The organism is Vibrio sp. DW001, assembly GCF_029016285.1.
Taxonomy (GTDB): Bacteria; Pseudomonadota; Gammaproteobacteria; order Enterobacterales; family Vibrionaceae; genus Vibrio.
The window spans coordinates 111,024-132,345 of the sequence record NZ_CP091976.1; the positions used below are offsets into that span (position 1 = coordinate 111,024).

Annotated in this window: 19 protein-coding genes; 3 read left to right on the forward strand and 16 right to left on the reverse strand. The window is 41.6% G+C overall.

Going from position 1 to position 21,322, the window contains the following annotated elements; genetic code table 11:
* Positions 1-22: 22 nt before the first annotated feature.
* Positions 23-985: an endonuclease/exonuclease/phosphatase family protein gene (locus L3V77_RS17895; protein ID WP_275137618.1), complete on the forward strand. Its 963-nt coding sequence runs from the start codon at positions 23-25 to the stop codon at positions 983-985.
* 141 nt (positions 986-1,126) lie between these two features.
* Here the strand turns inward: L3V77_RS17895 and L3V77_RS17900 are convergent, their stop codons facing one another.
* From L3V77_RS17900 to L3V77_RS17970, 15 genes are all read right to left on the reverse strand, one after another.
* Complete coding sequence (locus L3V77_RS17900; RefSeq protein ID WP_275137619.1) at positions 1,127-1,981, reverse strand: tagatose bisphosphate family class II aldolase; 855 nt, start codon at positions 1,979-1,981, stop codon at positions 1,127-1,129.
* The gene (gene nagA, locus L3V77_RS17905; protein WP_275138252.1) at positions 1,972-3,162 is read right to left on the reverse strand and encodes an N-acetylglucosamine-6-phosphate deacetylase; all 1,191 of its coding nucleotides are present in this window, start codon (positions 3,160-3,162) and stop codon (positions 1,972-1,974) included. Before nagA ends, L3V77_RS17900 begins: the two co-directional genes overlap by 10 nt.
* On the reverse strand, positions 3,152-3,586 hold the full coding sequence (agaF, locus tag L3V77_RS17910; RefSeq protein WP_275137620.1) for a PTS galactosamine/N-acetylgalactosamine transporter subunit IIA: 435 nt from the start codon (positions 3,584-3,586) through the stop codon (positions 3,152-3,154). The genes nagA and agaF overlap by 11 nt, the downstream gene beginning before the upstream one ends.
* 45 nt (positions 3,587-3,631) lie before the next feature.
* Positions 3,632-4,516 (reverse strand): PTS N-acetylgalactosamine transporter subunit IID, encoded by an 885-nt coding sequence (gene agaE / locus L3V77_RS17915; protein WP_275137621.1) that lies wholly within the window; start codon positions 4,514-4,516, stop codon positions 3,632-3,634.
* On the reverse strand, positions 4,506-5,282 hold the full coding sequence (gene agaW / locus L3V77_RS17920) for a PTS N-acetylgalactosamine transporter subunit IIC (protein WP_275137622.1): 777 nt from the start codon (positions 5,280-5,282) through the stop codon (positions 4,506-4,508). The genes agaE and agaW overlap by 11 nt, the downstream gene beginning before the upstream one ends.
* A gap of 14 nt (positions 5,283-5,296) precedes the next feature.
* On the reverse strand, positions 5,297-5,773 hold the full coding sequence (gene agaV, locus L3V77_RS17925; protein WP_275137623.1) for a PTS N-acetylgalactosamine transporter subunit IIB: 477 nt from the start codon (positions 5,771-5,773) through the stop codon (positions 5,297-5,299).
* A 28-nt stretch (positions 5,774-5,801) separates the two neighbouring features.
* Positions 5,802-6,968 (reverse strand): SIS domain-containing protein, encoded by a 1,167-nt coding sequence (locus L3V77_RS17930; RefSeq protein ID WP_275137624.1) that lies wholly within the window; start codon positions 6,966-6,968, stop codon positions 5,802-5,804.
* 29 nt (positions 6,969-6,997) lie between these two features.
* Complete coding sequence (locus L3V77_RS17935; protein WP_275137625.1) at positions 6,998-8,272, reverse strand: D-tagatose-bisphosphate aldolase, class II, non-catalytic subunit; 1,275 nt, start codon at positions 8,270-8,272, stop codon at positions 6,998-7,000.
* Between the two features lie 8 nt (positions 8,273-8,280).
* Positions 8,281-9,057 carry a transcriptional repressor AgaR gene (gene agaR / locus L3V77_RS17940; protein ID WP_275137626.1) on the reverse strand — a complete coding sequence of 259 codons (777 nt, stop codon included), beginning with the start codon at positions 9,055-9,057 and terminating at the stop codon, positions 8,281-8,283.
* Between the two features lie 351 nt (positions 9,058-9,408).
* A complete protein-coding gene (agaR, locus tag L3V77_RS17945) occupies positions 9,409-10,179 on the reverse strand; it encodes a transcriptional repressor AgaR (protein ID WP_275137627.1) in 771 nt (256 codons plus the stop codon).
* Between the two features lie 141 nt (positions 10,180-10,320).
* The gene (locus tag L3V77_RS17950) at positions 10,321-11,379 is read right to left on the reverse strand and encodes an efflux RND transporter periplasmic adaptor subunit (RefSeq protein ID WP_275137628.1); all 1,059 of its coding nucleotides are present in this window, start codon (positions 11,377-11,379) and stop codon (positions 10,321-10,323) included.
* Positions 11,376-14,696 (reverse strand): efflux RND transporter permease subunit, encoded by a 3,321-nt coding sequence (locus tag L3V77_RS17955; protein ID WP_275137629.1) that lies wholly within the window; start codon positions 14,694-14,696, stop codon positions 11,376-11,378. The genes L3V77_RS17950 and L3V77_RS17955 overlap by 4 nt, the downstream gene beginning before the upstream one ends.
* Positions 14,697-14,754: 58 nt before the next feature.
* Positions 14,755-15,210 (reverse strand): YeeE/YedE family protein, encoded by a 456-nt coding sequence (locus L3V77_RS17960; protein ID WP_275137630.1) that lies wholly within the window; start codon positions 15,208-15,210, stop codon positions 14,755-14,757.
* Positions 15,211-15,222: 12 nt separating this feature from the next.
* Positions 15,223-15,642, reverse strand: a complete 420-nt coding sequence (locus L3V77_RS17965; RefSeq protein WP_275137631.1) for a YeeE/YedE thiosulfate transporter family protein — start codon at positions 15,640-15,642, stop codon at positions 15,223-15,225.
* Positions 15,643-15,668: 26 nt separating this feature from the next.
* On the reverse strand, positions 15,669-15,962 hold the full coding sequence (locus L3V77_RS17970; RefSeq protein WP_195706312.1) for a metalloregulator ArsR/SmtB family transcription factor: 294 nt from the start codon (positions 15,960-15,962) through the stop codon (positions 15,669-15,671).
* 156 nt (positions 15,963-16,118) lie between these two features.
* On the opposite strand from L3V77_RS17970, the gene L3V77_RS17975 reads away from it, so the two are divergent.
* Positions 16,119-16,304 carry a DUF2892 domain-containing protein gene (locus L3V77_RS17975; protein ID WP_275137632.1) on the forward strand — a complete coding sequence of 62 codons (186 nt, stop codon included), beginning with the start codon at positions 16,119-16,121 and terminating at the stop codon, positions 16,302-16,304.
* 212 nt (positions 16,305-16,516) lie between these two features.
* Entirely contained in the window at positions 16,517-18,220 is a 1,704-nt protein-coding gene (locus tag L3V77_RS17980) for an FAD-dependent oxidoreductase (protein ID WP_275137633.1), read from the forward strand.
* Between the two features lie 88 nt (positions 18,221-18,308).
* On the opposite strand, the gene L3V77_RS17985 is transcribed toward L3V77_RS17980, so the two are convergent.
* Positions 18,309-20,957 carry a diguanylate cyclase gene (locus L3V77_RS17985; protein WP_275137634.1) on the reverse strand — a complete coding sequence of 883 codons (2,649 nt, stop codon included), beginning with the start codon at positions 20,955-20,957 and terminating at the stop codon, positions 18,309-18,311.
* Positions 20,958-21,322: the final 365 nt, after the last annotated feature.

Genomic DNA, 21,322 nt, shown 5'->3' on the forward strand with positions numbered 1-21,322 from the left:
TGGCAAGGAGTCAACAAAGATAATGATAAAATTACTAATTACAAAATGGATTTTTGGCTCACTTTTTGTTACGTGCACTTTATCCACAGAATTTGCTTTCGCCGATTCAATGTTAATCACAAGTTGGAATTTTGAGTGGTTGAGTAGTCGCGGAGAAGTAAGCACATTGTCAAAAAATCGTACGTCAAAAGATATCAAAATGTTAGCAATTCATTTTCGTCAATTATCGCCTTCTATTTTATTCTTTCAAGAGGTCGATTCAAATGAGGTTATCCTGAACCTTGTTGGCCCTCGTTATCGTGTTTATCTTTCCGACCGTGTTCAGAAGCCATTTCGAAACCATCAATTCCACGATATCAATCAGTACACTGGTATTGCCGTTAAACATGGCATTAATGTAGAAGATCCACATGACATAAGATTAGATAAAGCGGCCAGTAGCAAAATGAGATTTGCTACCTACATCATTATCAATAACATCGCTGCAATTATGAATAAAGAGGCGTACCCCGCGACAAAAAGGATTACATCTAACATTCATCTGTTGTCTGTACATTTAAAAGCAGGATGTAGAGGTCGCTACCGAAAATCATCGTCGTGTTCAACGTTAAAACAGCAAGCGGATAAACTGAATTATTGGCTGCGAGAACGAGTGCATAAAAAGGAGAGCTTTATTATGGCTGGCGATTTTAATCACGCCCTCGCCTTTCCTAATGATTGGTTTTACCACGATTTAACTAAGACAATTCAAAACCACGTTATTTTAGCCAGTCGAAAAACAGAAGCACACTGTGTTGTTCGTTCAAAACGAAACCCAAACAGAACCCACAAATATAAGAACCTCGTTGACCACATCGTAATAAGTTCAGATTTAGCGACCAGTCAAGCCAAACAAAACGTGTATACCAAACAACAGGTTTTGAGCTATCAACTAAGTGACCATTGTCCTATTTCGGTTTCCCTCTCTGATAATGAGCAAAGATGACTCTGAAATAAAGGGGTTAATTGTAGTCGCACTAGTAAGCACAGTGCTGTTGGGACGTTATTGTGAATATATAAGGTGCAAACTGGAAGCATATTACTTCCTCCAATTTGTACCTTTCTACCCTAATGTTAATTGATCTTGTTATATTTTTCCTTCGCTTCCGCAAACTCTAATTTTGTCGATAACAACTTTTTTCATCGCTTCTTTTCCCGGTACAATATATTTACGAGGATCATTTGCGGCAGGATTTTCAGAAAAATGCAATTTAACCGCATCAGAAAATGCAATTTTTAGCTCAGTAGCGACATTCACCTTACAAATACCTAATTCAATACAGCGTCTAACAATGTCATCTGGAACACCAGACGCACCATGTAAAACAAGCGGTATATCAACCACATCACGGATTTTGGCTAATCTATCCATATCTAGTCTCGGCTCCGACTTATATAATCCATGCGCAGTACCGATTGCGACCGCTAAAGAATCAATACCCGTTGAACGAATAAATTCAGCGGCTGAAGAAGGGTCTGTCATTAATGCATCTGCGCTATCAACGATGAGGTCATCTTCTTGGCCACCTAGTCTACCCAATTCTGCCTCAACACTTGCATCAAAGCGGTTACAGTACTGAACAACCTTTTTTACCACTTGGATATTCTCTTCAAAAGCATAGTGAGAACCATCTATCATTACAGAGCGAATACCACAATTTACTTTTTGCTTAATATCTGAGAACTCTTCATGGTGGTCAAGGTGAATGACCAGAGGGATTGCATGCTTTTTAGCCGCGGCTTTACATATATTGACAAGATAATTGGTGCCCGCGTAGCTATAGGTTCCTGGCGTTCCTGCCAGAATAACAGGCGAACCCATTTCAGACGCGGTCTCTACTATAACTTGAACCGTCTCTAAATTATGCATATTGAAGGCAGGTACAGCATAACCACCTATTTGTGCGCGTTTTAACATTTCACGTGATGAAATCAGATACATACTTCCTCCGAAGATATTTGTGTGTCAGCGGAATACACTAGATTTCCGTTGACCCAAGTATTTAAAATTTGATAAGAATTGGAAACGGCAACCATTGAGGCCATTTTCCCTATTGAGAGAGAGCCATATGATTGGTCAATACCTAAAGATTTCGCCGGCGTAAGAGACGCTCTTAACCACGCTTGTTCAAAGGATAGGTTTAACCATTTGGCTAGGTTTATTACGGCATCAATGAGAATTAAAGTGCTTCCGGCTAAGCTGCCAAATTCAGTTGTTACAACGCCATCATTCATGTTTACTTGATATTCCCCTAGCTGGTATTTTCCATCCGGCATTCCAGCGGCCTGCATAGCATCCGTAATCAACGTTAATCTATCTCCACAACATCGGTGAGCAACATCAATCGCAGTTGGGTGGACATGATGTCCATCGACGATAATTTCAACGTAACTGTTATGATGGCAAAGTCCCACACCGACAACTCCAGAGTCTCTATGGTGAAGCCCTCGCATACCGTTGTAGCAATGGACAATGCCGTCTGCCCCATTTGCAAACGCCTTTTCTACTTCATCAGCACTCGCATCAGTATGTCCAAGCATTACTTTTAGGCCTCTTTTCTTTAAGTGGCGAATAGCAACAGTCGACCCAGGCTTTTCCGGCGCTAGCGCGATAGAGACTAAGCTATTATCTGAATCAGCGATCCAAGCATCTAGTTCTTCAATGTCGAGCTCTCTAAATAGATGATCTGGATGGGCACCTTTGTTTTTCGAAGTAAAATAGGGACCTTCTAAATAACCGCCAAGAAGCTGTGCACCAGACAAGCCCAACGTTCTGCTTTTGCCAATTTGAATCAATGCCGATTGAATTTTCTTCATTGGAGCGGTTACCGTAGTGGCAACGAATCCCGTAACACCATGCTTTGCAAAAAAAGTCGACATTACTTCTAAACTTTCATGTGTTGCGTCCATCACATCACATCCCATCGCTCCATGGACATGTGAATCAATCATTCCAGGTAACAAAGAGCAGTCACCTAAGTCTGTATAAGGAAGTGTGAATTCGTCACTAGGACCTATAAAAGCGATTTCACCGCGAGTATCTACTCCAATTATTGAATCGCTGTGCCATTGCTCTTCAACGAGAATTTTCGACGCTCGGTAGTATTGCGTATCAAATGCCATCATCTTCAACTTCCTGCGCCTTTTTATTTTCAAGCTGTTCTGCGAGACTTGTCATTCCTCTATGTCCACATTCTAGAGCCATGGTTCTGAACTCAATCACATTAAGTTCGTCTCTTTCTAGTAACATTTCTGCGGCCATTTGAAGATTTGTGCCAGTCACAACTTCTATATCGTCTCGATCTTGACTCAATAGCGAAGCGGTTCTAAAGGGAGTTCCACCAAGTAAATCGGTCAAAAATACGATGCCATCATTTGAATCAATATCAGATATGGCAGTTTCTATCGCGGCGGTTAACTGCACGGTCGTCATCTCTACAGGAAAATCAATCGCCCTAAACTGTTCTTGCTCACCCACAATTTGTAGAATCGCTTTCTCCATACCAGAAGCAAATCCACCGTGACCTGTAAGGATTACTGCAATCATTTTTTATTTCCTTAATAGGGCTGGTTTACCAACCCTATTATTTAGTTAAAGAATACCCAAGAAGCGACCCGCGACACCCATCACCATAGTTATCGAGATTAGACGTAGAGGACTCCAACCACGTTTAACCAAGTAAAACATTGCTAAGGTATAAACAAGAGGCAAGAAAGCAGGCATTAGCTTGTCAATTACATCGGCTTGCAGTTTTACAACAGCATCACCGGCGTTAATTTCTGCGGTGGTAGACAATCTGACATAGGTTGCAACTAACGCCCCAATAACTGTCATACCAACCATAGATGCCGCATGCCCTACTTTCTTCGTATTCGCTTTGATCATCGGTATAGCGGAAACACCCATACGATAAGCATAGTGTGCCAGTCCAAATCGAAGTCCAAAATGAACCACGTTAAATAAGACCATGAAGAAGACAGCACCCATTATTGACCCTTGTAATGCTAGGTCGGCGCCTATCCCTCCACATATTGGTAACAACGTTAACCAGAACATTGCATCGCCAATACCACCCATAGGTGCCCCAACCGCTATTTTGGTACTTTGGATACTATTGATGTTTTGTTTAGACCCTTCCATCGCTAACACGATGCCCATTACAAACGTCACCAAAAATGGATGGGTGTTAAAGAATCCCATGTGACCTTTCATAGACTTTGCTAAGTCAGCTTGATTCGGGTGTATCTTTTTAAGTGCAGGCAGAATTCCGTATAACCAACCTGAAGCCTGCATTCTTTCGTAGTTAAAAGAGGCTTGTAATAACAAAGAACGCCATGCCATTCTGTTGATATCAGATTTAGTTAACTCTGCGCCTATTTTTTTATTTTCATATTCATCGTCACTAACACCTGGAGCAGGTTGAACATTTGCATTTTGTTGGCGCAAATCAAGTTCGTTGCTTACATTAGATTCCATCGTTAAAGTCCTCTGTTGACGCTGCTACTGGAGTTGGTTCGGTTTTGCGCATGAAGTCGATAATTGCCATTGCGGTTACAGCACAAGCGATTGCAAGAATAGGAAGATTTAACCAAGCGGCCGCCACAAATCCAAGGATGAAATATGGAATGTACACATTCTTCATCATTATTTTCATTAATACGGCGAAGCCTATTGCTGGCATGATGCCGCCTGCGACACCTAAGCCATCGATAAGATCTTTAGGCAATTTTTGTACAATGTCACCCGCATGTTCTGCACCAAGGTAGATAGGTAAGAAGGCGCACAAAAAGTAGAATGTACCTAAAACTGCCAAAGCAAAATAGTTGACTCGTTCGATGCCATCACCATCTGCGTTTTCTGCGTAGTCATCACAACGAGACATGACGGCCGACATTGCAGAAAAAAGTAGTGTAATACCCATTTGTACTGCGACAGCAAAAGGTACCGCAACACCAACGGCTACATTGGGTTCCACTTTAGTAGTGATTGCAAACGCTGCGCCTACAATCGTGCCGATGATGACGTTTGGTGGTTGGGCTCCGGCCAAAGGCGCGAGTCCCATCCATATTAACTCTAACGTCCCACCCACTAAGATACCTGTATTTAGGTCTCCTAGGATAAGACCGACTAACGGTCCTAATACCACCGGACGGTGAAAGTGAGTCAGGCCATTAAACAGGTCCAGTCCCGCAAAAAAAGCAAGGATGCCAAGCATTGTTGCTTGAAGTAGTCCTATTTCCATAATTATATCCCTTATTATTTAAGTAGAGTAAAGATGTCAGTTGCACTTTCAGTCGGTACACCTTGCACAAAACAGGTAACGCCAAGTGCTTTTAGTTTGTCAAATTCTTCTATGTCATCACTATCAACTGAGACAGTTTTAGCGATTTGATTCTTACCTTCTACATAATGCATATTGCCAACATTAATATTGCTAATAGGTACGCCACCCTCTACCAACATTCTGAAGTCTTTTGGGGTTCGGCAAACGAGTAGGATCTTCTGACGATCTGATGCTTTACCTATGTTGTCGATGGTCTTTTGTACTGTCCAAAAGCGGATAGCAATGCCCTCTGCTAACACCATCTCCATCAAGCTTTTCTGAATCTCGTCATTTGCTACTTCATCGTTTACAACAACAACGATATTCGCCCCTGAAAATCCTACCCACTGCACGCCAACTTGGCCATGCACTAAGCGCTCATCTATTCTGCTTAATACGATATTTGTCATTTGATATCCTTTAATAACGACCGCGTTATCAGCAATTGTTATTCTTATACGAATGAATGTTAACCCCTTCTACTACGCGATTAACTTCGCCTGTAGGGCATGGATTATCCGGACCGAGCCCAAGTTGTAGCGACTTTTCAAATGCCAACATCTGAGCAAAAATAATGTAAGGGAAACTCAACCAAACTTCCTCTAACCCTGTGTGACCGAGTTCTACCGTGTTTAATCCTGTGAAACTCTCTTCGCTCAATGCCACTAAACCAAGAACTTGATCATCAGACGAAATTTCGTCATATAAATCAATATCATATTTTCGAGTGTAAGGATGGCTTGATAAGAACTGGATAACCAACATTTCACTATTGATAGTAAACTTAGGTCCATGACGAAAGCCTAAAGAGGAGTCGTATGCCGTCATCACTTTCCCGGCACTTAGCTCAAGGCTTTTAAGCGATGCTTCTCTGGCTAAACCAACAAAACCGCCACTACCTAGCACGACTAAGCGTTTGTAATCTTTTTTCGCAAGATTCGAAACCAAGTTTGTCCACTCTGGGATTCGCTTTTCGCAAACCGATGCAATTTTTTCAACTGAGTTCGCCGTAACTTCTAAGTTTTTTTCACCTAATATCGCAAGAGCAGACATCGTCATACAAGTAAAGCTAGACGTCATGGCAAAGCTTTGATCATTCGATAATTCCGGCATCAAAACGCACAATGAATTTTCGTGTTTTTTGGCGTATTTCGACAACTCACCTTCCGCGTTACAGGTTAAGAATAAATGATGACAATCAGGGACAAGCTGATCGGCTAATTCAACCGCGGCGACACTTTCAGGGCTATTTCCAGAACGAGCGAAGGAAACGAGCAATGTTGGCTTATTTCTATCAAGATATAGAGACGGGTTGGAAACAATATCCGTAGAGGCAATAGCTTTAACGTTGAAGTCATTGAACTGCTGTAAATAAGGCGCTATCGCCTCACCCGCAAAGGCCGATGTACCCGCACCAGTTAATATAATTCTTAACTCTTTTTTGGATAAAATCGATGCCATGAAGGCATCTATTTCAACTCTTTTTTCAAAAAGACTACCGATAAGTTGACGCCACAAAGCCGGTTGCTGCTGGATTTCTCTTGCAGTATGAATGCCTTTGTTTTCGATCAACCAAGACTCGTCATAGCCTAAATAGTTACTCATAACGTGTACTCCTGACTCACGTGAATCGATTAATAACATGCTTGCGCATATACATTGGTAACTTCCATTACCTTGTGGATGATTAGATCTTTAGGTGTGTTTTCTATCTCGCCAGCAGCGACTGCTTTTGCTTGAACCGACATATATTGACTCAACAGCGTAATTGGAGCGGGGTGAAGCTCTAGATTGTTGATTAGTTTTTCGTAGGCCTGTTGTACTTTCTGGTGCGGCCAATAATATCGAACTCGATCACTCAAGCTGTATGAGCAATCTAGGTACTGTTGATGCCCTACTTCTTTATAATAAGGGTGCCAATAGTCTGGGTTCTCCCTCATTACTTGGTCTAACGTTGTTCTAAGGTGAGAAGAGTCAACACTACCCAACCACTCTTGCTCAATTTTATCTAAGGAAAAAAGGGCTTCCCTTAACGCAAATGTTAGTGCTGGTCCTACTTTAAGGATGGCAAAATGGTCATTAACCAGCTGTTGGTACGATTTATCGACTTGATAATCCGTTGAGTGCGCTTCAAATACCATATTTGGGTATTCTTCGATCATGCTTGAAAGCTGTTGAGCCTTTAAAGGTTGATAATTGATAACCTTATGGTGGTCAAATTCCACACCCGGTTGAACAACTAACCCTATAACTCTTGACCAGACATGTTCTAGACCTAATTGAGTGAACGCTTTTTCGTGTACATCTATCGTATGCTTTGCTGCTTCAGGCGTCGTAACGAGAAGGCCATCGTCAAGATCTTCTTGTGCACCACCGGGAACAGGTACCTCAGTACCAATAATATACACTGGCGCTTCACCACCCGATTCTGACCAAGTGCGTTCGGCTACTTCGCAAAGTCTAGCCGCTCGACTTGCGACAATTTCATCACTCAATGGGATAGGGTCGCCAAGGCAAGACATCGAGCAATCTAGGTGAATTTTTTTAAATCCTGCAGCAACATACTCTTGAATAAGAACTTTAGACTTATCCATCGCAACATTAGCGTCTAGTTTTTGCCAACAGTTAGGTCCTAGATGGTCACCACCAAGCAGCACATTTTTTCTTTCCACACCAACTTTGTCAGCAAGTTGAAAAACAAACTCAACAAAATCGGTTGGTTTCATTCCGGTATAACCACCATCTTGATTTACCTGATTTGACGTTGCCTCAATTAGAACTAATTGTTGGTCCATTTTTGCTTGTCTCAGCGCAGCCTCGATAACAATTGGATGAGCTGAACAAACTGAATAGATCCCGACAGATTCACCACTTTTATGTTTTTTAATAAGATTTAATAGAGTTTTCATTTTTATTCCTAATGGGAAATTTGATCTGCAAGAATAACTTCAACACCAAGAGCGGTAAGGGCTTCTAAATAGTGGGTTGGTATCTGACTGTCAGTAATGAGTACGTCAATTTCGCTAACCGCAAGTATCATACAAAAGCTTTTACGGCCAAATTTACTAGAATCAGTGACAGCAATAACCTGACGAGACACATCACACATCGCTCGATTTACTTGAGCTTCGTTTTGATTTGGTGTCGTTACTCCTGCCTCCAAGTCAAAACCGTCTACTCCTAAAAACAATTTATCAAAACGATAATCTTTGACCTGCTGCACTCCCTGACTACCAATTAAGGAACAAGATGAACGTCGAAGGTTTCCGCCAACAACAAAAAGGTCAACGTTTTCGTATGCGGTCAGTTGGTAGGCGGTATTAATGGCATTCGTCATCACGACCAGATCTTTCTTTGTATCCAAGTATTCAGTCATGTAACCAATTGTTGACCCAGAATCTAAGATGATTGCTTCACCGTCTTGGATCATCGAAGCAGCAGCGATAGCAATTTTCTCTTTAGTCGTTTTGTTAATAAGACCTTTGCGATAGAGGGGTTGGTCAAACGCGAAGTTGGCATTTATCGTTGCTCCACCGTAGCAGCGGTAAATACAACCCTGAAGCTCAAGCAATTTTAAATCGTGACGAATAGTCACTGTCGACACAGAAAATTGAGCTGAAAAATCTTCAACTTTTCCTTCGCCATTTACGCGAATAAAGTCAACTATTTTTTGCCTGCGCTCAGAACTTGTCATCTTTATCACCCTAACTTTCATTTCATTTCGATATAAATAAAATTTGCTTCGTTTTCTTACGTTTTGTATTTAATCATCAGAAAAGAATAAAATTTGTTAGGTCGATCACAAGCCAACTCGCATCAAAACGAAAGCATTTTCACTTTCACTTTCGATTAAATGAAAGGTGATTTTGTTAATATATTCGTAATATTGCTAATAAAGTACTGTAATGCAGGGAATTGAAAGGAAGTAAGTGAAAGGTTGCAAATAAGCAAGAGTTCATCGGACATTTCAGTTGTCTAACTGATCAATGTCACACTTTTAGAATTTGATCGTTGTTAATTAAGATGAATCAAAAATAAATGAGGTTTAAGAATCCGATATTTCAATCTGAATACCGAGTTTTTGTAGTACGTCGACATAATGCTGAGGGATGTCTTTATCCGTAATCAATATATCTATCTGGGCTAGAGTGGCAATTATGCAAAAACTTTTTCGATCAAACTTTGAGGAGTCACAAACGGCAATAACCGTCTTTGCTACTTTACACATCGCGCGATTAACCAGAGCTTCACCTTTATGGGGAGTCGTCACGCCCATTTCAAGATCAAACCCATCAACACCTAAGAATAACTTATCAAAACGATATTTGTTTAGTTGCTCTTCTGCGTCTTCACCATGTAATGAAAAGGCATTACTTCGTGCTGTGCCACCAGTCACCATAACTTCGATATTTTCATTGCTCACCAAATGATAGGCGATATTGATTGCATTGGTCATTACCACCAAGGATTTATCTTTCGGTAGGTTTTGTGCTATTTTTTCAGTCGTTGAACCAGAATCTAGAATGATGGTGTCACCATCATTAATAAATTCTAACGCTTTTAGGGCGATTTTCGTTTTAGCATCCGCTTTGATTTGTCCTTTCTCTTCTAGAGAGCTATCAAAAGTGAATCTCTTATTAATAGTTGCACCGCCGTAACAGCGAACAACACAACCTTGTTTTTCTAACACGTTAAGGTCGCTTCTTATCGTGACATGAGACACAAGAAACTTATTGGCGAGATCGGTTACATTACCGAGCCCCTCTTTTTGAATTACATCTAAAATCTCGTCGCGGCGTTGGGCTGTTTTAGTCATAATACTCAGCGTGTTTTATGATAAGTTCTCTATTCTTGCTTTTTTTAAGTAAGATGCAAGAAAATCCTCTTATTATTGATAAGATTAAATGCCCACCTGATTTTGACAAAATAGACATTAAAAAAGAAGAATCTTCTTACTTTATTCGGCAAATTTTAATTCTAGTGGATTCAAAACAAGTTCATCCCCTATATTTACACCCTTCCTCAATATATTTCCTGCACCAAGTTGAACCAAACGATTGTGAATAACACCATCTTGAATGACTTTCACATAATCTAATTGACCGACTTGATATACCGTATTTTCAGGTAAAATAAGCACCGATTGCTCACCGCTTGACAGCACAACCTTGCCATAGACTCCGGGATACACCAGAGAGGTGGTATCCATCTCTAGTTTAACGACAAAACTTCGGGAACTGTTGTCTGCGGCAGGTGATATCTCGACAACATCGCCCTTTCCTTCAATATCATACGTTGGCAACTGATAGGCTAAACTGGAACCAATGTGGACATCTCTAATTTGAGCTTCTGAAATATTAACCTGTAGTTGAAGCTTTTCAGGGTTATACATACTCAGCAATTGCATACCCGGAGAGGCCGTGTCCCCCATATTGACATTCTTCTGAGTAATGAGCCCATCAAAAGGCGCCGTTATCATACTAAAGCCAAAAGTCGTTTCGGCTTCAACCACTGCCGCTTCCGCTTGCCTAAATGAAGCTTGCGCCGTTTTTAGATCGCTTTCTGCTTTGTCAAACTGAGATTGAGATAGAAGCTTCTTACTCACCAGCTCCTTTACTCGTCGATATTCTTTACGTGCCGCATTCAATATTGCCTGAGCAGACGATAAAGCTTGCTCTGTTTGCTTTACTCTTGCGTCGAGGTCTCGACTTTCTAACCTCATTAATACATCACCTTGCTTTACAACCGATCCGACATTAACGAGGACTTCCGCCACCTTAGCGGTTAGTCGCGCAGATATAATTGCCTTTTGATCCGCCGCCACAGTGCCGGTGAATTCATAGTTGACGGACATCGATTGCGGCACGATTGCAACGGATTCGATTTGAGGATAATCAACCGAGTGTCGTAACCCTTGCTCTGGTAACTTCGCGGTAAAATAACCGGCCATATATAGAAACAACAATCCCAATATAAAGAATAGGGCTAAACCCAATAAGATCTTTGACTTCTTCATGCTTCTTCCTCTTCTTGAATGGGTAAACCATGTCCTTTTACATCGCGATACGCGAGGTTATAAACCACGGGAATGACCAACAAGGTAAATACGGTTGAGGCAGTTATACCGAATATAATCGCCCATGCTAAACCATTAAAAATGGGATCAAGAGTAATCACTATGTTTCCCAATAGCGTTGTACCTGCCGTAAGTAAAATGGGCCTCATACGAACCGCCCCAGACTCAATAAGCGCATCGGTTAGCGCTTTACCTTCCGCTAACGATTGTTGGATAAACTCAATCAGCACAAGTGAGTTTCGCACGACGATACCGGCTAAGGCGATCATTCCTATCATCGCCGTCGCCGTAAAAAGTGCTGGGTTTGGGTAGCCATTGATATCGTCACTAAACACGTTGAGCAACCAAAACCCTGGCATGATGCCAATGACGGTTAATGGAATCGCGAGCATAATAATACCAGATACCGCTGGAAGGCCGGTTTGAATAAGCATGACAACAAACACACCCAGCAGCGCCGCGCCGTACGCAATACCAAGATCAATGAACACATCTACCGTTATTTTCCATTCACCTTCCCCGCTCCAAACGACGGTAGTACCGGGTTCCACTGACCAGCCATCGCCTGCACCATTATTTAGATAATGTCGCGTGCTAACAGGGTTTCGTTCGCTTAACGTTTCTGCATCTCTATCGGACATCACATCAGCAACAATTCCACCAGGTACCCTACCGGCCGATTCTGCATAAACGTAAACGACAGGTTTTAAGTTTTTGTGGTTTATAGGCTGTTCAACAGCTTGTTTTACGAACGTGCCTAATTCAGAAACCTGTACCAAGGGTTGAGGGGCATCGACCAAGGCACCATGAACTTCATTCTTAGCGATACCTGCCCGCCCACGTACATAAAGCGCGGTTAACTTATTCAGATCGTCACGATTATGTTTTGCCAACCTTACCTTTACTGGCAAAGGATTGATTTCTCGTTCAGCCTGGAGGTGCCCTAGTACAAAACCTTGATTGGCCGTCCGAATCGTTTCGTTAATGTCGTACACCGAGATTCCTGACAGAGCGGCCTTTTCTCTATCAACGACGAATTGCCACGTCTCAAATTTACCTTGAATGGAGGTATCGACTTCCGAGACAAATTCCTCTCGCTTTAATCTTTCCGCCACTTTCAAGGCTTGTTGTTGGAGCGCGTCGTAACTGGTTGTCTCTTCGCCGTACACCTCCGCCGTGATGGTCGCAATCACAGGTGGGCCCGGTGGGACCTCGACTAACTGAATATCGGCAAAATGCTTGGCGGCAATAAGCTCGATATCATTTCTTAATCTAGTGACTATCTCGTGAGATTGTTGGACCCGTCTGTCTTTATCAGCAAGGACAATGCGAAGTTCACCCTGATTAGGCTGACTGCGCATAAAATAATGTCTAACCATACCGTTAAAATCCATTGGAGATGCAACCCCTGCAAAGGCAGAAACTGATATAACTTCAGGAACGTTAACCAGATAGTCCGAGAAATCTCGCAATGCATTTGATGTATTAACAAAACTGGACTGCTCGGGCATATTTACAACGAGTTGAAACTCATTTTTGTTGTCGTACGGAAGCAGCTTTAAAGGGACAAGCCTTAAAGCTGGGAGCAGAGCAGCACCCGCAAAGAGAACCGCAACAAGGCCTAAGAATAACCAACTATTACGTCGATTATTCAGCAGTGGGTGTAGTAACTTTTTATACCATTTATACAATAAGGTTGTTTGTACATCGTATGCACCATCATCACTTGCCCTTCGCAATATTTTACGCGCTAACCATGGGGTTATCATAAAGGCAACAATGGTGCTGAATACGACGCTTATCGGCACGTTAAATGCGAGTGGCGCCATGTATGGCCCCATCATGCCTGTAATAAAAAACATCGGGGTAAAGACAATCACGATGGCGACGGTCGACATAAGCAAAGCACTGCGAATTTCGGCCATCGCTAAAACAATCGCTTTCGTTCGTGAAAGGTCTTTTCGTTTTAGATAGCGCTCGATGTTATCGATACTGGCAATGGGGTCATCAACGATTAAGCCAAGTGCGAGGATCAAAGCAAATAAGGTGACTCGATTGATAGAGTAACCGAACGCCAAGTCCATCCCTAACGCGGCACCGTAGCTGATTGGAATAGCGATACCCACCACCAATGCACTTCGCCAGTTTAAGAACAGACCCACAAACACGACAACAGTTAGGATTGAAATACCTAAACTTGATACAAGATTCGATACCTTATCATCTGCCGTTTGACCGTAATTTCTAATGACGCTGAGTTCAACACCTTCCGGTAGTTGTTCCCGTTTCAGGCTATTAAGCTCTTGCAATACGCTTTCAGCAACGGTTACGGCGTTAGAGCCTTTCTGTTTGGCGACAGAGAGATAGACCGCAGGATAGGTCTCGCTAATGTCTCCATTCGCAGAACCAAATTGAAACCAAGTATCATCCGTTGCTTCTTCCGGCCCATCTGAGATAACAGCAACATCGCGCAGAAACACTGGCCGTCCATCCACAACATTAACGACCAGTTCGCCAAGTTCTTCTACCTTAGTGAAGAATTGTCCGGATTCCAGTTCGTACACCAACCCCGACTGATGGACTAGTCCAGAGTTTTGCTTGTTATGGCTGACAGTAAACGCATTCTGTAGATCATCTATTGTGGTTTTACGACTTGCCATCGCCGAGCTATTTAACTCTATTTCGACGATACGAGACTGTCCGCCTATGACTTCAACCACATTTGTACTGTCTAGTGCCTTTAGCCTTTGAGTCGCTTGTTGTGCGATTCGACGTAATTCGTAGCTACCGATTTGTTGAGGATTGGTTGAGTAGAGTGCAGCGACAACAATGGGAACATCATCTATCTCTACTGGCTTAACTATCCAGCTAGTAACCGACGCAGGTACCTTATCCTGATTCGCGTAAAGCTTGTTATAAAGCTTTACTAGTGCATCTTCTCGCCCTTCTCCAACGTAATACCTTACAATAACTTGAGCAGCACCACGCATAGACGTCGAATAGACATACTCAACGCCGTCTATTTGACTTAACAATTTTTCTAGTGGTTCGGTGACCTGCTTTTCAACCTGTTTAGCACTTAGACCCGGTGCTTGAATGATAACATCCGCCATTGGGACGATGATCTGCGGGTCTTCTTCTTTAGGCGTCATCACAAGCGATACCACCCCAATTGCGAGCGCAAGCAGAATTAATATTGGAGGAAAGAAACTGTTCATTACCTTATGAACAAACCCACCATTAAAGTCCTTTTTCATCTTTTCTCCTAAACAGACCAACTGTTGTGATGTTTAATCACAACATTACTTATTTATACTAGTTACCCGAAACCGTTTGGGGGTCGGAATACTTCTTTTTGTTGATGCAAATCAAAATATTAACTGTACCAAGTCCAACCATCATCGTAGCGAAAAATATCACCACGCCAGCATTACCAGCGGCGAGTGACGACACAACAGGACCCGGACACAAACCAACCAAGCCCCAACCAAGTCCAAATATGCCTGCGCCTAGAACTAATCGAGTATCTATCTTAGTGTTTTTGCTAAGGGTGAATGCCTCTGCTAGAACTGGTTTATTACGAGGTTTAATAATGAGTAAATAGGCAGGTAAGAACACCGTAAGTGCCCCTCCCATCACAAACATAAGATCCGGTGACCAATTACCCACCACATCTAAAAATCCAATCACGTTAACTGGGTCTACCATGCCAGATATCGCCATACCAAGACCAAATAAAATACCCGCGATTAAAGAAACGAAACGAAACATACTAACTCCAAACTACAATAAGTGAAGACGAACAAACACGGTCAACGCAGCAACCAACATAAAAATAACGGTCGCAATAACAGAACGAAAAGACAAACGCCCCATCCCACAAATACCATGGCCACTTGTACATCCATTGCCGAGTTTGGTCCCAACACCGACCAAAAAACCAGCTAGCGCGATCAACCCTGTACTCGCTGCGAATTCAGTTGGTATATGCACATTGAAAAACGCAACGCCTATCATGCCACCTGAAATCATCCCTACAAAAAACAATAACCGCCAAGAATAATCTTTTGACTTGGGCGTTAAGAGCCCACTTAGAATCCCGCTTATCCCAGCGATCTTTCCATTCATTAGTAACAACAAAGTGGCTGATATCCCTAATAGCACACCACCGAACAACGAATCCCAAGGAATGGCGAAGCCCATTTTTTACCTCTAAAAGTAATTAAAATTTATACACAATAAATCTGATGTAGACTCGCAATCAATGAACCAACTCTTTCATCTGATAACGAATAAAAAACTTGTTGCGATTCTTTTCTAACGTTAACCAACCCATGTTTACGTAACACGGTCAAATGCTGGGAAAAGGCGGACTGACTCAAAGATGACTGTTCTTGTAACTTCCCCGCGCCGAGTTCTCCCTGCATTAGTTGGCAGAGAACCATTAATCTTTCTGGGTGCGCCATCGTCTTGAGCAATTCAGACATCTCAACGGCGTTACTTTGCATTTTTATCAGTTCCATGCCAGCTCCAGTCAGTTAATTTGCTTATTTAGATTTTACTAATATAGTAAAATTAGTCAACCCTTAATTAGTTTATTCGAATAAAGAAAAATAACATTAGACATTACTAAATTAGAATATTATAGTTATCACGCAATCATTATTGAGGATAGGAAAATGACAGTAGATAGCGGTATAAGAGTATTGGCTGGTAGCATGGTTCTGTTATCCGTAGTTTTAACTTATTTTGTGCATCCAGCATTTGTATGGTTAACGGTCTTTGCTGGCCTAAACCTGTTACAAAGTGCCTTCACTGGATTCTGTCCAGCGGTGTCAGTTTTGAAGAAATTAGGCTGTAAATAACCTTGCTACCCTCTCGTTAAAGGTACTAACGAGAGGGTCTCTATGAACTTATGATACGTTGGGCAACAAGAAACTAAGAAAGCATAATTTATTACCCGTTAAGTCTACATAGATTAGTGGGTGTTGTTGTTTTTTCTTAGCTTTTTGTTATTTGATACTTTATTTTTTGGCTTAGATAGAGCTGAGACACAAATTTATTTTTGGAGAATACTATGACTAAAATCGTGATTATTGGTGGTGTAGCAGGTGGCGCATCTGCCGCCGCACGTGCAAGGCGTTTAAGCGAGGAAGCTGAAATTATTATGTTCGAACGTGGTGAGTTTGTCTCCTTTGCTAACTGCGGATTGCCATACCATATCGGTGGTGACATCACAGAAAGAAGCAACCTACTCTTACAAACACCTGAAAGCTTTCTAGCACGATTCAATGTTAATGTTCGTACAATGAGCGAAGTTATCAGCATCGATAAAGAGAACAAATTCGTTACCATCAAGAATGTATTGGATAGTTCAGAGTACACCGAAAGCTACGATTTCTTAGTATTAAGCCCAGGCGCTGGCCCCATCGTTCCACCTATCCCTGGTATTAAAAACCCGATTACGCACTCTCTGCGCAATATTCCCGACATGGACAACATCCTTAACACACTCCATATGAATCGCCCAGAACATGCAACGGTTGTTGGCGGCGGTTTTATCGGCTTAGAAATGATGGAAGCATTCCATCAATTAGGCATTAAAACGACGCTCGTTGAATTAGCCGATCAAGTGATGACACCTGTTGACCGCGAGATGGCAGGCTTTGCTCATGCTGAAATCAAAGAAAAAGGGGTTGACCTTCGCCTGGGTGTTGCCTTAGAAGCTGTAGAATATGTTCAAGAGCCCCACGTTGCGACAATCGAGAGTGGCGAAACGGACGAACATCCACATATACAAGGTCACCTAAATCTTAGCCTAAACAACGGCGAAACAATCAAAACTGAGATTCTAGTGATGGCAATTGGTGTACGCCCTGAAATCAAACTGGCACAGGAAGCCGGCCTTAGAATCGGTGAGTTAGGCGGGATCTGGACAGCTCCGACAATGCAAAGCAGTGATCCTTCTATTTATGCAGTAGGTGACGCAATCGAGGAAGCAGACTTTATTACTGGCAACCCGACGGTTGTTCCACTCGCTGGCCCCGCGAACCGTCAAGGTCGTATGGCAGCGGATAATATGTTTGGTCGAGGACAAACTTATCAAGGAACACAAGGCACCGCTATCTGTAAGATCTTTGATCTAGCGATTGCTTCTACGGGTAAGAATGAAAAAACACTTAAGCGTGAAGGTATTCCACACAGAAAGGTCTATGTTCATACCGCCAGCCATGCGAGCTACTATCCTGGCGCGGAAATCGTTTCATTTAAGATGCTTTATTGCCCAGAGACTAAGAAGATTCTTGGTGCACAAGCAGCAGGTAAGGATGGCGTAGATAAGCGTATTGATATTATGGCGGTTGCTCAGCGCGCGGGTATGACTATCGACCAACTACAACATCTTGAACTTACCTATGCGCCACCGTTTGGTAGTGCAAAAGATGTAATCAACCAAGCGGCATTTGTTGCTAACAATATTGAAAACGGTGATGCAAGAGCAATACATTTCGATGAGTTAGAGACATTAACAGATGATCAAATTATTCTTGATGTTCGTACACCAATGGAAATCCAAAACTTTGGCACATTGAAAGGTGCAATCAATATCCCAGTGGATGAACTTCGTCCTAGAATGAATGAGCTTCCAAAAGATAAAGAAATCATAATTATTTGCGCCGTAGGATTGCGTGGCAACGTGGCTTATCGTCAGTTAGCCAACAATGGTTACAAGGCACGTAATCTCATAGGTGGTTACAGAACATTGATGTTCTCTAAAGCTTAAAACCGAATAAGGGAGCCTAACCGCTCCCTTATTTCCATTCCCTGTATCCATCGTCTCTGGAACAAAGACAATCTAAAATTTCTTTTACCTACTTCTCTACTAAGCGTGATTTATCTTCTTGTTCATGCATTTGTGGAGTAAAAAAACAAAATTGATTGCGTCCTGCCGCCTTGCTCTGATACATCGCCGTGTCCGCAGCTCTAATGAGCTGCTCAATATCAGTCGCATCATCTGGAAATAACGTAATACCAATACTGACACTAATGGGCACTTCCCTCTCTCCAACACTCACAAGAGGTAAACAGGCTTCAATAATTTTCTCTGCTACTATCTTCGCTCCTTCGCTACTCTCTTGGTCTGGAAGTATGATAGCAAATTCATCACCAGCCAAACGCGCAACCGTATCGTTACTTCGAACACAACGTGACAGCCGACTCGCTAATTCAATCAATAATTGATCGCCTGCAATATGGCCTAGAGAGTCATTAATGTTCTTAAATCGATCGACATCAATATAGAGTAATGCTGCATGATTTTTTTCAATCACTGCTTTTGCTAACGCGAGATCCAACTTATCGAAGGCTAACTTCCTATTAGGAAGTCCTGTAAGATTGTCATGATGAGCTTGAGTATATAGCTGATCTTCGTATTTCTTTCTTTCGCTAAGATCAATGATACAGGCAACTAAAACCGCTTCTTCAGCATGTGCAACTAATCGACACGAAATGGAAGTCCACAATAGTTCGCCATTTGCTTTTTTCATATGTTGTTCGAGCCCTTCTAACTGCTCATGCTCTCTTACAGAACAAAATAGCAGTTGTCGATCTTCAGGGTTCATATATAAATCGTCACTATTCCAACCGATAATTGATTCACCGGAAAAACTGAATAATTTATTGGCTTGGTGATTTGCATATAAGATGAATCCCGTTGTCTGACTCATGATAACGATAGCAACAGGAGACGCGGTGGCAACAGCAGAAAAATGTTTCTGACTTTGATGAAGTTCTTTGCTGATCCTCCAATGTTTGCAACTTTCTCGATACTGAATCCATATACTTCCCACTAACCCAAATGCTAACGTAAAGGCAAACAACATTAACATTCGCATGTCATTACTCGGCCCTTGTTGAAAAGAACTCACTCGTAACCACAACTTCCCTCCAACGGGTTTTAAAGGAATGGCTTTTGATAGACGAATGCTGTTTTGACTGTAGGTATTTTGATAAAAAACGTTATCAATACCGTCTGACACTTCAATTTTGTAATGAGATAAAGCCGGATCTCTCTTTAATATTGAACCCATCAGTTTGTTGATAGAGTAAACTCCACCCAATGTCCCATTAAATTGATTTTTATCAAATATTGGCACGTATAATTCAAAAGCTGGTTTACCTTGAATGACAATAAAAGGCCCTGTGTATACAGGTTGTCGGCTATTAAATGCTAATCGAGATGCACGCTTAGGTTCAGGCAGTAAGAGTTTTAACCCGATTACCTGACTATTTCCTTCCATTGGTGCAGTATGACGTATCACAAAATCACTATCCGACCATGTGACATTAATTAAGCCAGGGTGATCATTGACATAACTGGTTAATCTTGTTTGAAAGGAACTAGAATCGAGATTTTGTTGTGATAGTTCTTCTGCTATTAACTGTAAATATTCACGATCAGTTCCCAATTTTCGTTCTATATCTTCGCTAATTTTTATTAGCGCTTTTGTAAAATCATATTGTTGAGTAATCGTATTACTCTGTTCGACAAATCGATAAAAACCCAGAACCAAGGTAATAATGGCTAAACTAGTCAAAAATGGAATAAGTCGACTAGGCGAACCGGAATGTTCTTGCTTTGTCTCACTTGGTATATGTGTTAGTTGTTCGAAAAATACCTTTGGAGAATCAATCGTTGTTATTTGATTGTTTGTCTTTGGAAAAAAGATAAAGCCTAAACTACAGACAAGAATAAAAAAACCCGCAAGGATAACCTGAAAAGTGAGCACCTTATTGGCGATAGAAATATTGGTGATAGATGTTGCCGCTATCTCCCAATACCCATCGGCCATATTAACTTGCTTTACAAGCCGAGACTGCTGAAAGATCTGCGGAGAACCAAAGAAAATACGTCCTTCGTTATCTCGTATTCCTATATTAAAGTTACCACTGCTCGCCGTTAAACCTGCGTCTTCAATAATCGGTATCACATCCATAACCATACTCACTATCCCCCAAAAACCGTCTGGACTATAAACGGCTTTTCTGAGGACAACACCAAGCCCTCCTTGTCTCAATTCATATGGGGTTGAGTACGCAATACCTCGACGATTGACCGCACGGAACGTTACATCTTTAACACCTACATGAGGATCATTTAAAAGATCATGCCCTAATGCTTCCTCATTACCAACTAACGGAAAAACCATATTAATACGGCCTTCAGGCGCGATAGCAAAATTGCGAACACCAACCGTTGATGAAAATAATCCAATCAGAAATGTTTCAGCCCTCTTTTCTGAGTAAAAGGAGGGGTTAGGTGTATTAGCAACATCAGTTTCTACATAAGAGGCGAGTGCATTCAATAAATTTTCACGAGATTGTATAATTGCAGACAAGTCATATGCGTATCTTTCCAACTCAACACGAACTTTACTTGAATGTGCTTCTGATAAATAAGAGTGGTACCAGTTTGACAGTTGCCACCATGCACCCACGCAAGCCAGTGCAATTATTGCCATTACAGTGTATCGTCTTGAATATCTAACGTTGCCGCGATTAACCATCGAATTGATCTTTCAAATTTAACCTATAGAAAATAAAATATGTGATAGATAACTAAACACAAGTATCTAAATCAAAATACTCTACACCATTCGTATAAAACCGATACTCATTACCTCTTACTAGTGCCAAAAAGACTTCTAACTTCAACCTCTGTCACGTCATTTTATTCTTAATATTCTCACACAAAATGAACACCTGATATATCAATGTATATAATCCCCACAACAGAACCTTTGGTTAGGTTCCGTAATTTATATTCAATTGTATTGAATATATTGATGGTATTTATAAATGAACGTGATTCAATCTTGCCACATTG

Coding starts and splice junctions, on each gene's coding strand:
- L3V77_RS17900 (WP_275137619.1), bottom strand. CDS start 1,981: ATGTATCTGATTTCATCACGTGAAATGTTAAAACGCGCACAAATAGGT.
- L3V77_RS17975 (WP_275137632.1), top strand. CDS start 16,119: ATGACAGTAGATAGCGGTATAAGAGTATTGGCTGGTAGCATGGTTCTG.
- L3V77_RS17960 (WP_275137630.1), bottom strand. CDS start 15,210: ATGTTTCGTTTCGTTTCTTTAATCGCGGGTATTTTATTTGGTCTTGGT.
- L3V77_RS17955 (WP_275137629.1), bottom strand. CDS start 14,696: ATGAAAAAGGACTTTAATGGTGGGTTTGTTCATAAGGTAATGAACAGT.
- agaV (WP_275137623.1), bottom strand. CDS start 5,773: ATGACAAATATCGTATTAAGCAGAATAGATGAGCGCTTAGTGCATGGC.
- nagA (WP_275138252.1), bottom strand. CDS start 3,162: ATGGCATTTGATACGCAATACTACCGAGCGTCGAAAATTCTCGTTGAA.
- L3V77_RS17970 (WP_195706312.1), bottom strand. CDS start 15,962: ATGGAACTGATAAAAATGCAAAGTAACGCCGTTGAGATGTCTGAATTG.
- L3V77_RS17935 (WP_275137625.1), bottom strand. CDS start 8,272: ATGAAAACTCTATTAAATCTTATTAAAAAACATAAAAGTGGTGAATCT.
- L3V77_RS17985 (WP_275137634.1), bottom strand. CDS start 20,957: ATGGCAATAATTGCACTGGCTTGCGTGGGTGCATGGTGGCAACTGTCA.
- agaR (WP_275137627.1), bottom strand. CDS start 10,179: ATGACTAAAACAGCCCAACGCCGCGACGAGATTTTAGATGTAATTCAA.
- L3V77_RS17895 (WP_275137618.1), top strand. CDS start 23: ATGATAAAATTACTAATTACAAAATGGATTTTTGGCTCACTTTTTGTT.
- L3V77_RS17980 (WP_275137633.1), top strand. CDS start 16,517: ATGACTAAAATCGTGATTATTGGTGGTGTAGCAGGTGGCGCATCTGCC.
- L3V77_RS17965 (WP_275137631.1), bottom strand. CDS start 15,642: ATGGGCTTCGCCATTCCTTGGGATTCGTTGTTCGGTGGTGTGCTATTA.
- agaE (WP_275137621.1), bottom strand. CDS start 4,516: ATGGAATCTAATGTAAGCAACGAACTTGATTTGCGCCAACAAAATGCA.
- L3V77_RS17950 (WP_275137628.1), bottom strand. CDS start 11,379: ATGAAGAAGTCAAAGATCTTATTGGGTTTAGCCCTATTCTTTATATTG.
- L3V77_RS17930 (WP_275137624.1), bottom strand. CDS start 6,968: ATGAGTAACTATTTAGGCTATGACGAGTCTTGGTTGATCGAAAACAAA.
- agaR (WP_275137626.1), bottom strand. CDS start 9,057: ATGACAAGTTCTGAGCGCAGGCAAAAAATAGTTGACTTTATTCGCGTA.
- agaF (WP_275137620.1), bottom strand. CDS start 3,586: ATGATTGCAGTAATCCTTACAGGTCACGGTGGATTTGCTTCTGGTATG.
- agaW (WP_275137622.1), bottom strand. CDS start 5,282: ATGGAAATAGGACTACTTCAAGCAACAATGCTTGGCATCCTTGCTTTT.